The sequence below is a fragment of the Amycolatopsis sp. NPDC059027 genome (genome assembly GCF_042739735.1).
GTDB lineage: Bacteria > Actinomycetota > Actinomycetes > Mycobacteriales > Pseudonocardiaceae > Amycolatopsis.
On the sequence record NZ_JBHYIK010000067.1, the window covers coordinates 1 to 13,833 of the forward strand.

Here is a 13,833-nt window from a genome sequence, read left to right on the forward strand (position 1 = left end):
GTTAAGGCCACCTTACGGGCGTCTGACGCCTGTAAGGTGGCCTTAACGGCATTTCAGGCGTCGAGCTGGAGCAGCAGGGATTTCGGGGCGACCAGGCGGTAGGCGTCGCGGACGATCTCGGTGATCTCGGCCCAGTCGACGTCCACGTCCAGCCGGACGCCGAGCCAGCCGCGATGCCCGACGTAGGGCGGCCTGAAGAACCTGTCCGGCTCGCTCCCGATCAGTTCCTCCTGCGCACCCGGCGGCGCGGGACACCAGAACGCGAGCTTGTCGTCGTGATGGCGGTCGGCGAACATCACGAACGTCTTCTTGCCCCGCACGAACCAGGTGGGCTCACCGTGGCTCAGCCGTTCGGTGGTTTCCGGTAACGCCAAGCACACCTGACGGAGCCTCGTCAACGCGTCGTCGGCCATGGCACCAGTATCCCTGACCACGGGTTTCCGGCTAGGCTGTCACGCTGGGAGAGGGTGTGATCATGGACGGTTACCGGCTGCAGGTCGACGCACTGGGCAAACTCATCGGCGAGCTGCGCACCGCCGCCGACGACATGACGAGCGCGAACAAACAGCTCACGGGGGCACGGAATCTCGGCGGTCTCGGCGGTCTCGGCGATCCGGCGCTGGGCAAGGCCGCCCGCGAGTTCGAGGACACCTGGGAGTACGGGATCGGCGATCTGGGCAAGGCCGCCGGCCAGGTCACCGAACGTCTCGAACGCGCGAAGCAGCGATACCAGCAGGTCGAGGACCTCTACCACAAACAGCTCGAAGAGTGGTCGCCCGACGAGTTCGACGAGTGGTCCACCGACGACGGCATGGTCGGCGGCGGCTACACCGGCGGGATCCGCGGCATCCTGGACGGTGGCCAGTGAACTCCACCGGCACGGTCGACAGCTTCGAGGCACTCGGTTTCGACCCCGCGCCCGGCGACCTCGCCCAGGTTTCCACGATCGCCGAGAAGTACCGCACGGTCGCCACCGGGCTCGCCGACGCGCTGGAGTCGCTGCAGGCGATCGTCCAGAAGAAGGGCGAAATCTGGCAGGGACAGGCCAGCGAGGCGTTCGCCCGCCGCGTCGGCAAGCTCCCCGGCTACCTCGACGCCGCGGCCCGGTCGATGACACAGGCGGCGCGGGCGATCAGCCGGTGGGAAGGCGACCTCGGCACGTTGAAGGCGCAGGCACGGGAGCTCGAGATCAAGGCCCGCCAAGCCGCCGAAGCCGCGCAGGCGGCCAGGAACAACCCGGACTTCGCGCTGGCCGGCCAGACCTTCCCGGACGAACCTTCGCTCAAGCTCGCGCAGAACCTCCTCGACGACGCGGGCCGCAAGCTGCAGGAGGCGATCGACGGCTGCGAGAACATCCAGGAAGCCGCGAAGCGAGTCCTGGAGCAGCACGGCAGGATCGCGCAGGAGGTCGCCGCCGAGCTGACCCGCGCCCGCGAGCTGGCTCCCGAGGAGCCCGGCCTGCTCGACGAGGTCGTCGACTCCCTGACCAACGCCGTCAAGGATTTCGCGAACGACGTCGCCGACGTGGCGGACAAGATCGGGAACTTCGTCGGGGACCATGCGAACACGATCGCCAAACTGTCCGATGTGGCCGGTGACATCGGCAACGGCCTGAGCCTGCTGTCGGAATTCCTGCCGCCCCCGCTGGAACAGATCGGCGGAACGGTCGCGACCGGGCTCGGTGTCACCGCGCTCGCCGGGCACGCCGCCGCGAAGGCCGCGGGCGCCGAGGTGTCGACGCAGACGCTCGTCATGGACTCGGTCGGCGTGGGCACCTCCCTGGCCGGGACGATCTTCCCGAAGTCGGAGGCCGTCATGAAGGGCATCGGTTACGGGGCCATCCGTGGCCAGCTGATGACGGAGAACCCCGGGCTGGGCAAGCTCCGGAACAAGGAAGGCCCGATCGACGACTTCATCAACTACTGGGTCCCGCGCGACAAATCGCAGTGGCTTTCTGCGGCGGCGGGCTACTTCCTCTCCCCGCCGTTGCTCGCGGTGCACCCCACGATCAACGCGGCGACCGACGGGATGAAGGAAGACAGCAAACCGCAGCGCCGCGAGGAACTCGACCGCAGCCGGGTCTGGGAGTAAGCGATGAGCACACCGACGTTGCCGCAGGTCCGGGTCGACCTGCCGCCCGGCTTCGCGGGCCTGCCGATCAGCACCTCCGACGAGCAGAACGCCGCACAGGCCTGGGCGCTCGCGGGCAAGGTCGCGGAGGAGACCGGCCAATCCCGCGAGGAGTTCGCCCAGTACCTCCACGCGCTGACACCGGGACTCGCCGAACAGGGCGTCCGGCTGTTCGGCCGGTTCGCCGCCGGCGACGAAAACCCGGGCCTCGCAACGCTCACCGTGGCGATCCAGGCCTGGCCGGCTCCCCCGCCCGACGGCTTCGCGGACAACCCGCACATCGTCGCGTCCGCGCTCGCCGAGCAGTACCGCGAGCGGCATCCCGGTGCGGACGCCCGTGCGGTCCCGTTGGCCATCGGCCCGGCGATGGTCGCGGTCGAGCAGGGCGAGTTCCGCCTGCCACCCGCGGTCACCGGCGACGGCGCGGTCGTCCGGCCAGGATTGCGGATCGAGGTCCAGATCCCGTTGCCGGACAACGCAGGCCTCGCCGTGCTGAACGTCGTCAGCGGTGACGAGGCGCGGTGGGAAGCGGTCGTGGAGCAGACCCGCGTGATCGCCAACAGCGTGCGAGTGGACGAAGCGTGCTGAACACGCTGCACCCGATGTCCACGCCACCCACGTGGCCGCAACAGATGTGGCTGCTGCGCGTCGGCGAGTTGCGCTACCGGTTCTTCACCGGACGTCCCATCGTGTACGTCTTCCCCGAACAGTGGGGAGTCGACGCCGGGACGATCCGCCAGATCGCCTACGAACGCCGCTACGTCGAGATCGAACCCGAGCAGCCGGGTTCGCTGCGCTTCCAGTACGCCCCGCAGTCGGTCGCCAGGGTGTCGCCCTACGACAACTACGAGCCCCAGCCGGACGCGAGCCGGGGACGTCAGCTGCTGAATCACCTCTCCGGCGAGGACACGGTGTGGATCAGCGTCCGCCAGGCCAGGATGTCGCGGCAGCACGTCGTGGACGTCGCGCGGTCCGAGGGAATGCACGTCGCGGCCGACGTCGCCGACGAGACCGACCGGATCCTGCTGCTGAAACGGGACAGACCGTCGGGCCGGGTTACCTGGGAGGCCCGTTTCCTGCGCTGGATGGTCCGTGGGTACGTCCGCTACGTCGGTATCGGGCTGATCGCGGCCATGACCGGCACCATCTGGATCCTCAGCCGCTTCACCGGGGATTCGATCCTGTGGTTCCTCTTCGTTCCCCTGCTCGCCGTCGTGCTGGGCGGCGCCGCGCTCACGGTGTTTCCCCGTTCGTCGCGAGTGAGCTGGCTGGCCGCGAAGTTCGACGGCAGTCCGTCGGTCCAGCTCTTCCAGTCCTCCTACCGGCTCTCCCACGACCTCATCTGCGAGATCGCCGCGCTCCACGGCTATTTCTTCGCGGGCATCATGAGCACCGACCGCCGCTACGCGACCATGATGTTCTGGCGCTGCGGCCCCGGCGAACCCGAAGTCGCGCACGACATCCCCCGGACGCCGCCACGGTATGACACCCCGGCGCCCCAGCCGTCCCCTGGCCGGGAACGTTGGCTGCGCAAGCGGCTTGCCGGTGCCGACGCGGTCTGGATCAGCCTTCTGCACACGGGACTGCCGCGCCAATCCGTCGTCGACGCCGCCCGCGACGCGGGGCTCACGGTGTCGGCGGAACTCGCGGACGCGACCGACCGGCTGATGCGGTTGAGCCGCGATCCGTCCCCGCCCCGGTTGCCGCTGCCCGAACCACAGGGATTTCGGTGGCCGCGGATGACGCTGATGGTCTATCTGATCCCCGTGCTTTGGCTGCTGTTCTGCTTCGCGGGGTCAGCGGTCGCGTCGCTCGCGTTCGACAACCGGGTCGTCGCGGGCACCCTGCTCGGCTGCGGCGTCCTGCTCGCTCCACCGCTGGTTTTCGTGCTGCGGCTGTTTCCCCGCTCCACCAAGGTGGGCTGGCTCGCGCGCGAGTTCACCGGCAAGAACGGCGTCACGCTGTTCCTGTCCACCTTCGGGGTCTCACTCGGCCTCGCCACGCAGATGGCCGCCGTGTACGGATATTTCCCGGCGGGGCAGAACATGACACGGGCACAGGGCACGTTCGTCAGTTTCGTCAAGTACGTCCCGGGAGGAGCGCGGTGAGCAATCCCGAACTCATCGAAGAGATGCGCTGGCAACTGCGGCGCATCACCGAACAACGGGCGAAAAACGATCGGCTGCTCACCGAACTCTCGCGAACCACCGGCCAGGTCAGCTCCCCTGACGGCGCCGTCACCGTGCTGACCCGACCGGACGGCGAAGTCATCGAGGTGAAGCTGACGCCGGAAGCCATGAAGCAGGACGCCGAGGTGCTCGGCCACCTCATCACCACGGTCCTGCGTGGCGCCCGCACCGCGACGAAACCCGCCGAGGCGGGCGAACAAATCGCGCCGGAACACGAAGAGCCGTATGAGAACACGATCTTCGACGCCTGATTTCTACAGCACCACAACGAGCACGGCGATCCAGGCGACGACGATCCCGGCGGCGGCGCCGAACACGGCCCAGCGCACGATCGGAATGCGCCTGCCCAGCCACAGCGAGGGCGCGATGCCCGCGGTGACGACGACCGTCGCGGCCAGTGCGAGCCAGCTGCTGGTCTCCCGTGCCAATGTCCTGGCCAGCGCGAGCATCGCGACGACCACCAGCACCGCGGCGAAGGCCGACACGGTGAGCCCGGTGAGCCACGGCGTCGGCTCGTCGCCCTGACCGCGCGGGCCGAACAACTGCTCGGCGAAGCGGACACGGGCGGACTTGGCCCGCGACGGCGGCTCGACCACCGTTTCGCCGCCGGTCACCGGATCCACGAACCGCACGGTCGTCCCCATCACGGCGGCCAGCCGCGCGGCGAGTTGCCGTCCGCGCTGCGAGACGACCTGTGCCGGTTCGCCCGAACCGGGCTCCGCGCGGGACACCGCCGAGGCCACGCGCGCCCACTCGTGCAGCGCCTGCGCGAGGTCGGAACCGATCGCGAGACGGTGCGGATCGACCTCCCGCGCCTGCTCGCCGCCCGGCCCGGCCAGCACCGCGCGTTCGCCCTTGACCCGCAATTCCATGTCATTCGCTCCCGATGTGGCGACGGTTCCGCCACCTTAGCGGTCGGCGCCCTGGAGCTCGTAGAACGCAACGGCAGCCGCAGTGGCCACGTTGAGCGAATCGACACCGGGCACCATCGGGATCCGGACGGCGAGATCCGCGGCGGACAGCGCCTCCTCGGTCAGGCCCGGCCCCTCGGCGCCGAGCATCAGCGCGACCTTGCCCGGCGCGTGCTCGCGCACCGCGCGCAGCGGCACGGAATCCGCCCGCGGCGTCAGCGCGGCCACCCGGAAACCCTGTGCCCGCAACGAATCCAGCCCACCCGGCCAGTCGCCGACGCTCGCGAACGGGACCCGCAGCACGTGCCCCATCGACACCCGCACGCTGCGCCGGTACAGCGGATCCGAACAGCCCGGCCCGAGCAGCACCCCGCCGACACCGAGCGCGGCCGCGTTGCGGAACAACGCGCCGAGGTTCTCGTGGTCGCCGACGCCTTCCAAGACGGCGACCACCTCGGCTCCGGCGACGACCTCGGCCGCGGTCATCGGCACCGGCCGGTCGGCGACCGCGAGGACGCCCCGGTTGAGATGGAAGCCGACGACCTCGGCCATGGTCTCCGCGGAGCTGACGTAGGCGGGTACGTCAACCCGCGCGAGTGCGTTGTCCAATTCACAGAACCGCCGCTCCACGCCGAGCAGCGCGCGCACCGGATAACGGGACTCGAGCATCCTGCCGACCACCACGGTGCCCTCGGCGATGACGAGTCCCTTGCCGCCAGGGCGATCCGGGCGGCGGTCCGCAGTGGACAGGTCGCGGAAGTCGTCGAGACGGGGATCGTCCCGATCCTCGGTGAAGATCATGTGGGCCACCCGCACAGTTTGTCATCCACCTGCCACGCGCGCGGCTGGGCCGAACGTCACGAAAGCTCTGGTACGAACGGGGGCTTTTTGCGGAGGGTTAACCCGAAGTGACAGAGAGCACCAGTTTGGCCGCTAGCCGAGATTCTCATGCTGTGCAACGGTTGTCGGCCGGGAGACCTACACCTCCTGGTACCTCGGCCGACGAAAACAGGGATGGTCATGGGGATGGACCTGGCGGCACAACCGTTCAACCCGCTCGACCGCGGACGGTACCGCCGCAAGGTCCAACGCTGTCTGGACACCCTCGCCCGCATGCTCACCGACGGCAGTTTTTCCTTCCCCCGCAAGAGCATCGGGCTGGAAGTGGAACTCAATCTCGTCGACAGCGAGCTGCGCCCGTCGATGTCCAACACCGCCGTGCTGGAGGCGCTGGACGATCCGTCGTTCACCGCCGAACTCGGCCAGCACAACCTCGAACTCAACGTGCCGCCCCGGCTACTCGCCGGTGATTCCGCGCTGCACCTGGAAGACGACCTCCGCGCCTACCTCGCCGCGGCCGACGCCAAGGCCGCCGACACCGGTTCGGCACTGGCGATGATCGGCATCCTGCCGACGCTGCGCCAGGAGCATTTCGACCAGAAATGGCTCACCAACAAGGCCCGCTACGCGGTGTTGAACGACCAGATCCTCGCCGCGCGCGGGGAGCGCACCGAACTGTGCATGGAAGGCGCCGCACTGCCGGGACGGCAGCCGGAAAGGCTGCGCAGTTACGCCGAATCGATTCTGCCGGAAGCGGCCTGCACGTCCGTGCAACTGCACCTGCAGGTCGCGCCGGAGGAATTCGCCCCGCACTGGAACGCGGCGCAATGCCTCGCCGGCGTACAGATCGCGCTCGGCGCCAATTCGCCGTTCCTGCTCGGCAAGGCATTGTGGTACGAAACACGGATCCCGTTGTTCCTGCAGGCCACCGACACCCGTCCGGAGGAATTGAAAAATCAGGGAGTTCGACCCAGAGTGTGGTTTGGGGAACGCTGGGTTACTTCAATCTTTGATCTGTTCGAGGAAAACGTCCGCTACTTCCCCGGCCTGCTCCCGGAAACCGACCTCGAAGACCCGATCGAGACACTCGACGCCGGGCAGGCACCGAAACTCACCGAACTGCGGATGCACAACGGCACGATCTGGCGCTGGAACCGGCCGGTGTACGACGTCGTCGACGGCCTGCCGCACCTGCGTGTGGAGAACCGCGTCCTGCCCGCCGGACCGACCGTGCTGGACATGGTCGCGAACGCGGCCTTCTTCTACGGCGCGCAGCGGGCGCTGGCCGAAGCCGAGCGTCCGGTGTGGAGCCAGATGTCGTTCCAGGCCGCCGAGGAGAACCTGTACGCGGGGGCCCGCCGGGGCTTCGACGCGCAGCTGTACTGGCCGGGCATCGGCTGGATCCCGCCGGACGAACTCGCGCTGCGGGTGCTGCTGCCGCTGGCCCACGACGGACTACGCCGCTCCGACGTGTCGGACGAGGCTCGGGAGAAGTACCTCGGCGTCATCGAGCGCCGCTGCCTCGCGCGGCGGACCGGCGCGTCGTGGCAGCGCGACTTCGTCCTGCGCGCCCAGGAACGCGGCGACGACCGGGAGGCCGCGCTGAGCCGGATGCTGCGCCGCTACCTCGAACTCTCCGCCTCCGGTGCCCCGGTACACACCTGGTCGCTCACGGATTGACGCGCCAGGGGCGATAATCGGCGGTTATGCCGAAGATTCTGGGCGGGTCGATCGAGGCGCACCGGCGCGAAGTACGGACGCGTGTCTTCGAGGTGTTGCGCGCGCAGCTGTACGAACGCGGCTTCGACGCGATCACCCTGTCCGGGATCGCGGCGGACGCCGGGCTCGGCCGGACCGCGCTGTACAACCACTTCCCGGACAAGGAAAGCCTGCTCGTCGCCTTCGTCGAGGACGAGGCGAATCGCTATGTCGACCGGCTGACCGAGGCCATCGAGGCGCAGGAGGACCCGGTCGGGCAGCTCGCCACGTTCGTCCGGCTCCAGCTGCGCGTGCTGGCCGAGTACCACCTGCCGCCGGGCACGGCGCTCGAATCCGCACTGGCTCCCTCGGCCTACCGCCGGATCAGTGCGCACGCCGACCCGATCACCGACCGGCTGCGGGACATCCTCGCCGCGGGCGCGGCGGCGGGCCGCTGGCCCGGCGAGGACACCGCGGTGCTCATCCCGATGATCACCGCGGCGCTCGGCAGCCGCCAGGTGATCGAGGTGCCGGCCGACCAGCTGGAGCACACGATCGAGGCCGCCGTCCGGTTCGTGCTCCGCGCGGTCGGCGCGAACGAACCCCCGGATTCCCCATCAATTTAGGGTAGCCTAACTCCGAGTCGTGCCGTACGCTGATTCTGACAGCGCGTCAGATCGATCGTCAGCAGGAGGCGCCTCATGCCGGTGACCACGGAACTCGAAGCCCGCCCGTTCTCCGCGACCCTGCGTGCGTCGACCCTCGCCGTGCATGACCGGGCGAACCACTCGGTCTACATGAATGCGCTGTTCGGCGGCGAACTGCCCCTGTCGGGTTACACCCGGTTGGCGGAGCAGTACTACTTCGTCTACCAAGCGATCGAGGAGATGAGCGACGCGATGGCCGGGGACCCGGTCGGCGGCGAGTTCGTCTTCGACGAGCTGCGGCGGATGCCGAACCTCGAACGCGACATGGAGTTCCTGCTCGGCTCCGACTGGCGCGCGAAGATCCGTCAGCTCCCGGCGACCGAGGCGTACGCGCGTCGGATCCGCGAGGCCTCGGAGTGGGCGGGCGGCTACGTGGCGCACCACTACACCCGCTACCTCGGCGACATCGCCGGCGGCCAGGCGATCCGGCGGCTGCTGGCGAAGAACTACGAGGTGTCCGAAGCCGGGTCGCTCTTCTACCACTTCGACGAGATCGGCAGCGCCCCCGCGTTCCGCGACCGCTATCGCGCCAAGCTCGACACGGCTCCGTGGAGCGACAAGGAGCGCGCCCGCGTCGTCGACGAAGCCCTTGTCGCCTTCGAGTGCAACGTCGCCGTCTTCACCGAACTCGCCGACGAACTCCGCCTCGCCGCATAGGCGCCCCAAAAGCCCCAACACCCCCGCCACACCCAACGCCACGTTGAGCTTTTCTCGGTAGGCGCGGGGACTTTGCCGGTGGGCGCCCTCCCCGGGGTCGTTGTGGTGCGGCGGGTCTGGGGTGCGTGTCGCGAACGCTCCGTTCGGGACGTTCATCGTCGGCAACGGAGCGTTCGCGGCATCGGGCGAATGTCGTCGGCGAGCGCGGCTAGCCCGAGGGACACCCTTGGCGCACCCCAGACCAGCACACCGAAGGCGTCCTGCACCCACGGCCCCAGAACCCATTAGTGACAACCCCAATGTGGCATTGGGTGCGTTGGACGCACCCAATGCCACATTGGGGCACATGCCGGTACCACTGTCCGGCTCCATCCACAGTGGACAGAGTTTTAGGTGCACCGAAAACTTGGCTTCGCTGAGCCGAAAACCAACCCATGTCGATGATCACGGTCACAGGACGTTGACCTCAAGTTAAGTCGAGGGAGCAGAGTGAGTTTCAGGCGGCACACCTCCGGGTAAGCCGCGAACGGCCAGTAGTCCCACGCTGTGGCAGGGCACGGCCCCCGGTCGCCGAGATCGGGCGTGTGCTACTAGGTTCGGTACTGGAAACTTGCGTCGAAGACAGAAGGAGGGCCAATGGCCCGCTACGAGCTGCCCGATCTCGACTACGACTACGGCGCCCTCGCGCCGCACATCTCCGGCGAGATCAACGAGCTGCACCACAGCAAGCACCACGCGACCTACGTCAAGGGCGCGAACGACACGCTCGACAAGCTCGAAGCCGCCCGCGAAGCGAACGACTTCGGCTCCATCGTCGGCCTGGAGACCACCCTCGCGTTCAACCTGGCGGGGCACGCGAACCACGTGGTGTGGTGGAAGATCCTCTCCCCGGAGGGCGGCGACAAGCCGACCGGCGAGCTGGCCGCGGCGATCGACGAGGCCTTCGGCTCGTTCGACAAGTTCAAGGCCCAGTTCACCGCGGTTTCGACCACGATCCAGGGCAACGGCTGGGGCGCGCTGTCCTGGGACCCGATCGGCAAGACGCTGATCACCCAGCAGCTGCGCGACCACCACAACAACCTGATCCTGCCGACCGTGCCGATCCTGCTGGTCGACGTCTGGGAGCACGCGTTCTACCTCGACTACAAGAACGTCAAGCCGGACTACGTCAAGGCCCTGTGGAACATCTTCAACTGGGCCGAGATCAGCAAGCGGTTCGACAACGCCGTCGCCGGCGGCAACGGCCTCCTGCTCGGCTGAGGCGCTCCCACCACGAAACGGGGTCCTTCCACGGAAGGGCCCCGTTTTCGTTCCCGCGCGGGCGCGCGGGAAGTGAGAGAGTCGGCTCATGGACATCGACGCCTACCTCGCCCGCATCGGAGTCACCCGGCCCGTCGGCACGGACGCGTCGGCGTTGCGACGACTGCAGGAGCACCACCTGGCGGCCGTGCCCTTCGAAAACCTGAGCATCCACCTCGGCGAACCGATCGAGCTCACCGAGGAAGCGTTGTTCGACAAGATCGTCGGATGGCGTCGCGGTGGTTTCTGCTACGAGCTCAACGGACTCTTCGCCGCGCTCCTGCGCGAACTCGGTTTCACCACAGCATTGCACGGCGCCTACGTCTTCCACGACGACGGCACCACCGGCCCGGCGCTCGACCACGCCGCGATCCGCGTCGACCTGGCCGAGCCGTGGCTTGTCGACGTCGGCTTCGGCCGGTTCAGCCGCGCGCCGCTCCGACTCGACGTCACCGAACCGCGGGCCGACCTCGAAGGCGAATTCCTGATACGGGAAGGCCCTGCCGGAGACACCGATGTCTCCTGCGACGGCAAACCGCAGTACCGCCTCGAACAGCGCCCGCGAGCGCTGGCCGACTTCGCGGGCATGGCCTGGTACCAGGCGACGTCGCCGGACTCGCATTTCGTGCGGAAGCCCGTCTGCTCGCTGCCGACGCCGAACGGCCGCATCTCCCTCTCCGGCGATCAGCTGATCGAGACCGTCGGCGACACGCGCCGCGAGTCGACACTCGATACCGACGGCGCGATCCTCGCGACCTACCGCGAGCGCTTCGGGATCTCGCTGACCAGCGTCCCGCGTTCACCGCGTGAACAGCCTTGACGTGGCGCGCGCCGGTCCCGACCATGAACTCGGCGCTCAATGAACTCGGCGGTCAATGAACGGAGCCCCGCACCCGGGGTTCCCAGGTGCGGGGCTCCGTCCGTTCCCGAACTGACTGCCGCTCCCACCACGAAGCGGACATGTATGAGGTTAGCCTAACCTCAGTAGTCGGGCAAGAGGATCTTGCCCGAGACCCGGATCTCACCCATTCGAGTGATATGCCGCGTTCGCGGGACGCGGCGAGGTCCGCCCGCTAGCGTCGCTTCGTGGTCACCGTGGGTAGGCGCAACTGGATCGCGATCGCGATCATCCTCGGCGTGCTGGCGATGTTCGCCGGGCTCGGCCTGGTCGCCAAGCTGACGCTCGGCCCCGTCTTCGGCACGAGCGACCCGCCGAAGGACCTCCCCGCGATCTGGCCGACCCAGGGCGGCACCGCGGTACGCCACGAGGTCCCGATGCCCACCGGTGAGATGGTCGCCGCGCTCCCGCGCACCACGGCCGGACAGGTGCTGTGCCGGGCCGTCCCTGCGCAACGCTGGCCGGAAATCCTCGGCGGACCGGTGCTGATGGAGGTCAGCCTCACGGGCAGCTGCCACGTGGTCACCGCGACCCTCGACGTGACCGTCGATCTCAACGGGTCCACCACGCCCTTGGTCCGAAGCGAGCCGATCACGATCAGCGGGCGAAGCGGTTACGCCGAGCACAGCGAAACAGGAGCGACGCTGATGCTCGCCTTGACCGGCAACCGGCCGGGCACCTGGGTCAACCCGACACTGAACATCCGCCTCATGAAGGATTTCCGGGACAGCGAACGGGACCTCGCCGGAATGGCCAAGGCCATCGCGGAAGGCGTCATCGCGGCCACGACGGCGCCGGGGCTTTCCCTGCCCCAGGACACAGAAAGCCTGTCCGGAATCCCACCGAAGGCCGTGCCACCGACCCCGCGCTTCGGCATCGTGGACGGCGCCTACCCGATGGTCTCCTGGCAGCTCTGCACCCAGCTCGCACAGGAACTCGGTGTGGACATCGAGAAGACCAAACCGTCGATGCGCGGCGATTGCCAGCTCCAGGGCGACACCTTCAACGCCAGCGCCGACTACATCGAAACGACCGCGGGCAAGGCCGAATACCCGGACAGGATCGGCGGCCGACCCGCCCAGTTCACCAAGAACTACGTGCAGGTCAAACTCACCGACGACACCGACCAGGCCGTCCGGTTCCACGCCTTCTTCGCCAGGACCCAGAACGACGACCGGCTGCACGCGCTGGTCGAGAAGGTCTTGCCGCCGTTGCTGGGCCGCTGACGCGCTACACCCGGTCGCGCTTCAAGACACGCAGTCCGGTGCTGAACCGGCGCACCGGCAACGTGACGCCACCCCGCCGGATCAGCACGACAGCGCACACCACCGCGGCCAGCGCCGAGATCGCGCCACCGAGGTAGAACGGCGAGCGGCCGCCGAAGGCGTCGGCCATCCAGCCGGTCATCGGGCCGCCGATGGGATTGCCGCCGATCAGCACCAGCACGTAGAGGCCCATGACCCGGCCGCGCATCTCCGGGCTGACCGAGGTCTGGACCAGTGCGTTCGCCGTGTTCAGGAACGTCATGGTGGCGAAGCCGAGCGGGATGAGGCCGATGCCGAAGCTCAGGTAGGTCGGCATGAACGCGGTGATCATCTCGAACACGCCGAGCGCCAGCGCCGCCAGCAGCATGACGCGCACCCGGGGCCTGCCCTTCGTGCCACGCCGCGCGGACATGATCGCGCCGGTGAACGTGCCGACCGCGACCAGCGTCGAGAGCAGGCCGTAGCCGTCGGCACCGGTGTGGAACACGTTCGCGGCGACGATCGGCAGCGACGAGAAGTACGTGATGCCGAACGTGCTCACGAAGAACACCAGCACCATCACGGTGACCAGGTCCGAGCGGTGCCGGACGTACCGGAGGCCCTCGGCGAGCTGGCCCTTCGCCCTCGGCACGGCGGCCCCACGGAACAGCTTGCCGGGGTCCATCATCGCGAGCCCGGCGACGACGGCGACCGTGCTCACCGCGTTCGCGATGAACAGCCAGCCGGTGCCGACCCAGGTGATCGCGAACCCGGCGATCGCCGGGCCGACGATCCGCGCCATGTTGAAGATCGTCGAGTTCAGCGCGACGGCGTTGGTGACCTGGTCGCGGCCGACCATCTCGGCGACGAACGACTGGCGCGTCGGCACTTCGAGCGCGGAGGTCGTGCCGAGCGTCAGGCACAGCAGGTACACCTGCCAGAGCGCGGCGACCCCGGTCAGGTCGAGCACGCCGAGGACGGCGGCCTGGACGGTGCTGGCGCCCTGGATGATCATCAGCAGCTTGCGCTTGTCGACCCGGTCGGCGATCACCCCCGCCCACAGCGAGAGGAACAGCGTCGGGGTGAACTGCAGCGCCACCGCGACGCCGAGCGCGATCGGGTTGTTGCCGCTGAGGGTGAACACCAGCCAGTCCTGGGCGATGCGCTGCATCCAGGTGCCGATGTTCGAGATGATCTGGCCGGAGAAGAACAGCCGGTAGTTGCGCACTCGCAGCGAGTCGAAGACACCGCGTTTGCGGC

15 protein-coding genes are annotated in these 13,833 nt (G+C 68.4%); 11 read left to right on the top strand and 4 right to left on the bottom strand.

Annotated features, from left to right (window positions below):
• Positions 1 to 53: 53 nt before the first annotated feature.
• On the bottom strand, positions 54 to 413 hold the full coding sequence (locus ACFWY9_RS35000) for an MmcQ/YjbR family DNA-binding protein (RefSeq protein ID WP_378340868.1): 360 nt from the start codon (positions 411 to 413) through the stop codon (positions 54 to 56).
• Between the two features lie 62 nt (positions 414 to 475).
• Between ACFWY9_RS35000 and ACFWY9_RS35005 the strand changes: the two genes are divergently transcribed.
• From ACFWY9_RS35005 to ACFWY9_RS35025, 5 genes are read left to right on the top strand one after another with little or no spacing between them, the layout of a single operon-like run.
• Positions 476 to 868: a hypothetical protein gene (locus ACFWY9_RS35005; RefSeq protein ID WP_378340869.1), complete on the top strand. Its 393-nt coding sequence runs from the start codon at positions 476 to 478 to the stop codon at positions 866 to 868.
• Positions 865 to 2,091, top strand: a complete 1,227-nt coding sequence (locus ACFWY9_RS35010; protein ID WP_378340870.1) for a WXG100 family type VII secretion target — start codon at positions 865 to 867, stop codon at positions 2,089 to 2,091. Before ACFWY9_RS35005 ends, ACFWY9_RS35010 begins: the two co-directional genes overlap by 4 nt.
• Before the next feature lie 3 nt (positions 2,092 to 2,094).
• A complete protein-coding gene (locus ACFWY9_RS35015) occupies positions 2,095 to 2,718 on the top strand; it encodes a hypothetical protein (RefSeq protein ID WP_378340871.1) in 624 nt (207 codons plus the stop codon).
• 14 nt (positions 2,719 to 2,732) lie between these two features.
• Positions 2,733 to 4,238, top strand: a complete 1,506-nt coding sequence (locus ACFWY9_RS35020) for a hypothetical protein (protein ID WP_378340872.1) — start codon at positions 2,733 to 2,735, stop codon at positions 4,236 to 4,238.
• On the top strand, positions 4,235 to 4,570 hold the full coding sequence (locus ACFWY9_RS35025; RefSeq protein ID WP_378328658.1) for a YbaB/EbfC family nucleoid-associated protein: 336 nt from the start codon (positions 4,235 to 4,237) through the stop codon (positions 4,568 to 4,570). The genes ACFWY9_RS35020 and ACFWY9_RS35025 overlap by 4 nt, the downstream gene beginning before the upstream one ends.
• Before the next feature lie 3 nt (positions 4,571 to 4,573).
• On the opposite strand, the gene ACFWY9_RS35030 is transcribed toward ACFWY9_RS35025, so the two are convergent.
• Both ACFWY9_RS35030 and ACFWY9_RS35035 read right to left on the bottom strand, forming a co-directional pair.
• Positions 4,574 to 5,191: a DUF2537 domain-containing protein gene (locus tag ACFWY9_RS35030; protein ID WP_378328659.1), complete on the bottom strand. Its 618-nt coding sequence runs from the start codon at positions 5,189 to 5,191 to the stop codon at positions 4,574 to 4,576.
• A gap of 36 nt (positions 5,192 to 5,227) precedes the next feature.
• Positions 5,228 to 6,031 (bottom strand): TrmH family RNA methyltransferase, encoded by an 804-nt coding sequence (locus ACFWY9_RS35035; RefSeq protein ID WP_378340895.1) that lies wholly within the window; start codon positions 6,029 to 6,031, stop codon positions 5,228 to 5,230.
• Positions 6,032 to 6,250: 219 nt separating this feature from the next.
• On the opposite strand from ACFWY9_RS35035, the gene ACFWY9_RS35040 reads away from it, so the two are divergent.
• The 6 genes from ACFWY9_RS35040 to ACFWY9_RS35065 all read left to right on the top strand — a co-directional run bounded on the left by ACFWY9_RS35040 (position 6,251) and on the right by ACFWY9_RS35065 (position 12,555).
• The gene (locus ACFWY9_RS35040; RefSeq protein WP_378328660.1) at positions 6,251 to 7,750 is read left to right on the top strand and encodes a glutamate--cysteine ligase; all 1,500 of its coding nucleotides are present in this window, start codon (positions 6,251 to 6,253) and stop codon (positions 7,748 to 7,750) included.
• 26 nt (positions 7,751 to 7,776) lie between these two features.
• Positions 7,777 to 8,394, top strand: coding sequence for a TetR/AcrR family transcriptional regulator (locus ACFWY9_RS35045; protein ID WP_378340873.1), 618 nt, complete (start codon positions 7,777 to 7,779; stop codon positions 8,392 to 8,394).
• Between the two features lie 75 nt (positions 8,395 to 8,469).
• Entirely contained in the window at positions 8,470 to 9,132 is a 663-nt protein-coding gene (locus tag ACFWY9_RS35050; RefSeq protein ID WP_378340874.1) for a heme oxygenase (biliverdin-producing), read from the top strand.
• 636 nt (positions 9,133 to 9,768) lie between these two features.
• Positions 9,769 to 10,392, top strand: coding sequence for a superoxide dismutase (locus tag ACFWY9_RS35055; protein ID WP_003088226.1), 624 nt, complete (start codon positions 9,769 to 9,771; stop codon positions 10,390 to 10,392).
• An 88-nt stretch (positions 10,393 to 10,480) separates the two neighbouring features.
• Positions 10,481 to 11,251, top strand: coding sequence for an arylamine N-acetyltransferase (locus ACFWY9_RS35060; RefSeq protein WP_378340875.1), 771 nt, complete (start codon positions 10,481 to 10,483; stop codon positions 11,249 to 11,251).
• Between the two features lie 266 nt (positions 11,252 to 11,517).
• Positions 11,518 to 12,555, top strand: a complete 1,038-nt coding sequence (locus ACFWY9_RS35065; protein ID WP_378328665.1) for a hypothetical protein — start codon at positions 11,518 to 11,520, stop codon at positions 12,553 to 12,555.
• 4 nt (positions 12,556 to 12,559) lie between these two features.
• Here the strand turns inward: ACFWY9_RS35065 and ACFWY9_RS35070 are convergent, their stop codons facing one another.
• The gene (locus ACFWY9_RS35070) at positions 12,560 to 13,807 is read right to left on the bottom strand and encodes an MFS transporter (protein WP_378328729.1); all 1,248 of its coding nucleotides are present in this window, start codon (positions 13,805 to 13,807) and stop codon (positions 12,560 to 12,562) included.
• Positions 13,808 to 13,833 lie beyond the last annotated feature (26 nt).

Excerpts from the sequence above, each read along its gene's own strand:
- ACFWY9_RS35050 (WP_378340874.1), top strand. The coding sequence starts at position 8,470 with ATGCCGGTGACCACGGAACTCGAAGCCCGCCCGTTCTCCGCGACCCTG.
- ACFWY9_RS35060 (WP_378340875.1), top strand. The coding sequence starts at position 10,481 with ATGGACATCGACGCCTACCTCGCCCGCATCGGAGTCACCCGGCCCGTC.
- ACFWY9_RS35005 (WP_378340869.1), top strand. The coding sequence starts at position 476 with ATGGACGGTTACCGGCTGCAGGTCGACGCACTGGGCAAACTCATCGGC.
- ACFWY9_RS35035 (WP_378340895.1), bottom strand. The coding sequence starts at position 6,031 with ATGATCTTCACCGAGGATCGGGACGATCCCCGTCTCGACGACTTCCGC.
- ACFWY9_RS35015 (WP_378340871.1), top strand. The coding sequence starts at position 2,095 with ATGAGCACACCGACGTTGCCGCAGGTCCGGGTCGACCTGCCGCCCGGC.
- ACFWY9_RS35020 (WP_378340872.1), top strand. The coding sequence starts at position 2,733 with ATGTCCACGCCACCCACGTGGCCGCAACAGATGTGGCTGCTGCGCGTC.
- ACFWY9_RS35055 (WP_003088226.1), top strand. The coding sequence starts at position 9,769 with ATGGCCCGCTACGAGCTGCCCGATCTCGACTACGACTACGGCGCCCTC.
- ACFWY9_RS35045 (WP_378340873.1), top strand. The coding sequence starts at position 7,777 with ATGCCGAAGATTCTGGGCGGGTCGATCGAGGCGCACCGGCGCGAAGTA.
- ACFWY9_RS35030 (WP_378328659.1), bottom strand. The coding sequence starts at position 5,191 with ATGGAATTGCGGGTCAAGGGCGAACGCGCGGTGCTGGCCGGGCCGGGC.
- ACFWY9_RS35000 (WP_378340868.1), bottom strand. The coding sequence starts at position 413 with ATGGCCGACGACGCGTTGACGAGGCTCCGTCAGGTGTGCTTGGCGTTA.
- ACFWY9_RS35040 (WP_378328660.1), top strand. The coding sequence starts at position 6,251 with ATGGGGATGGACCTGGCGGCACAACCGTTCAACCCGCTCGACCGCGGA.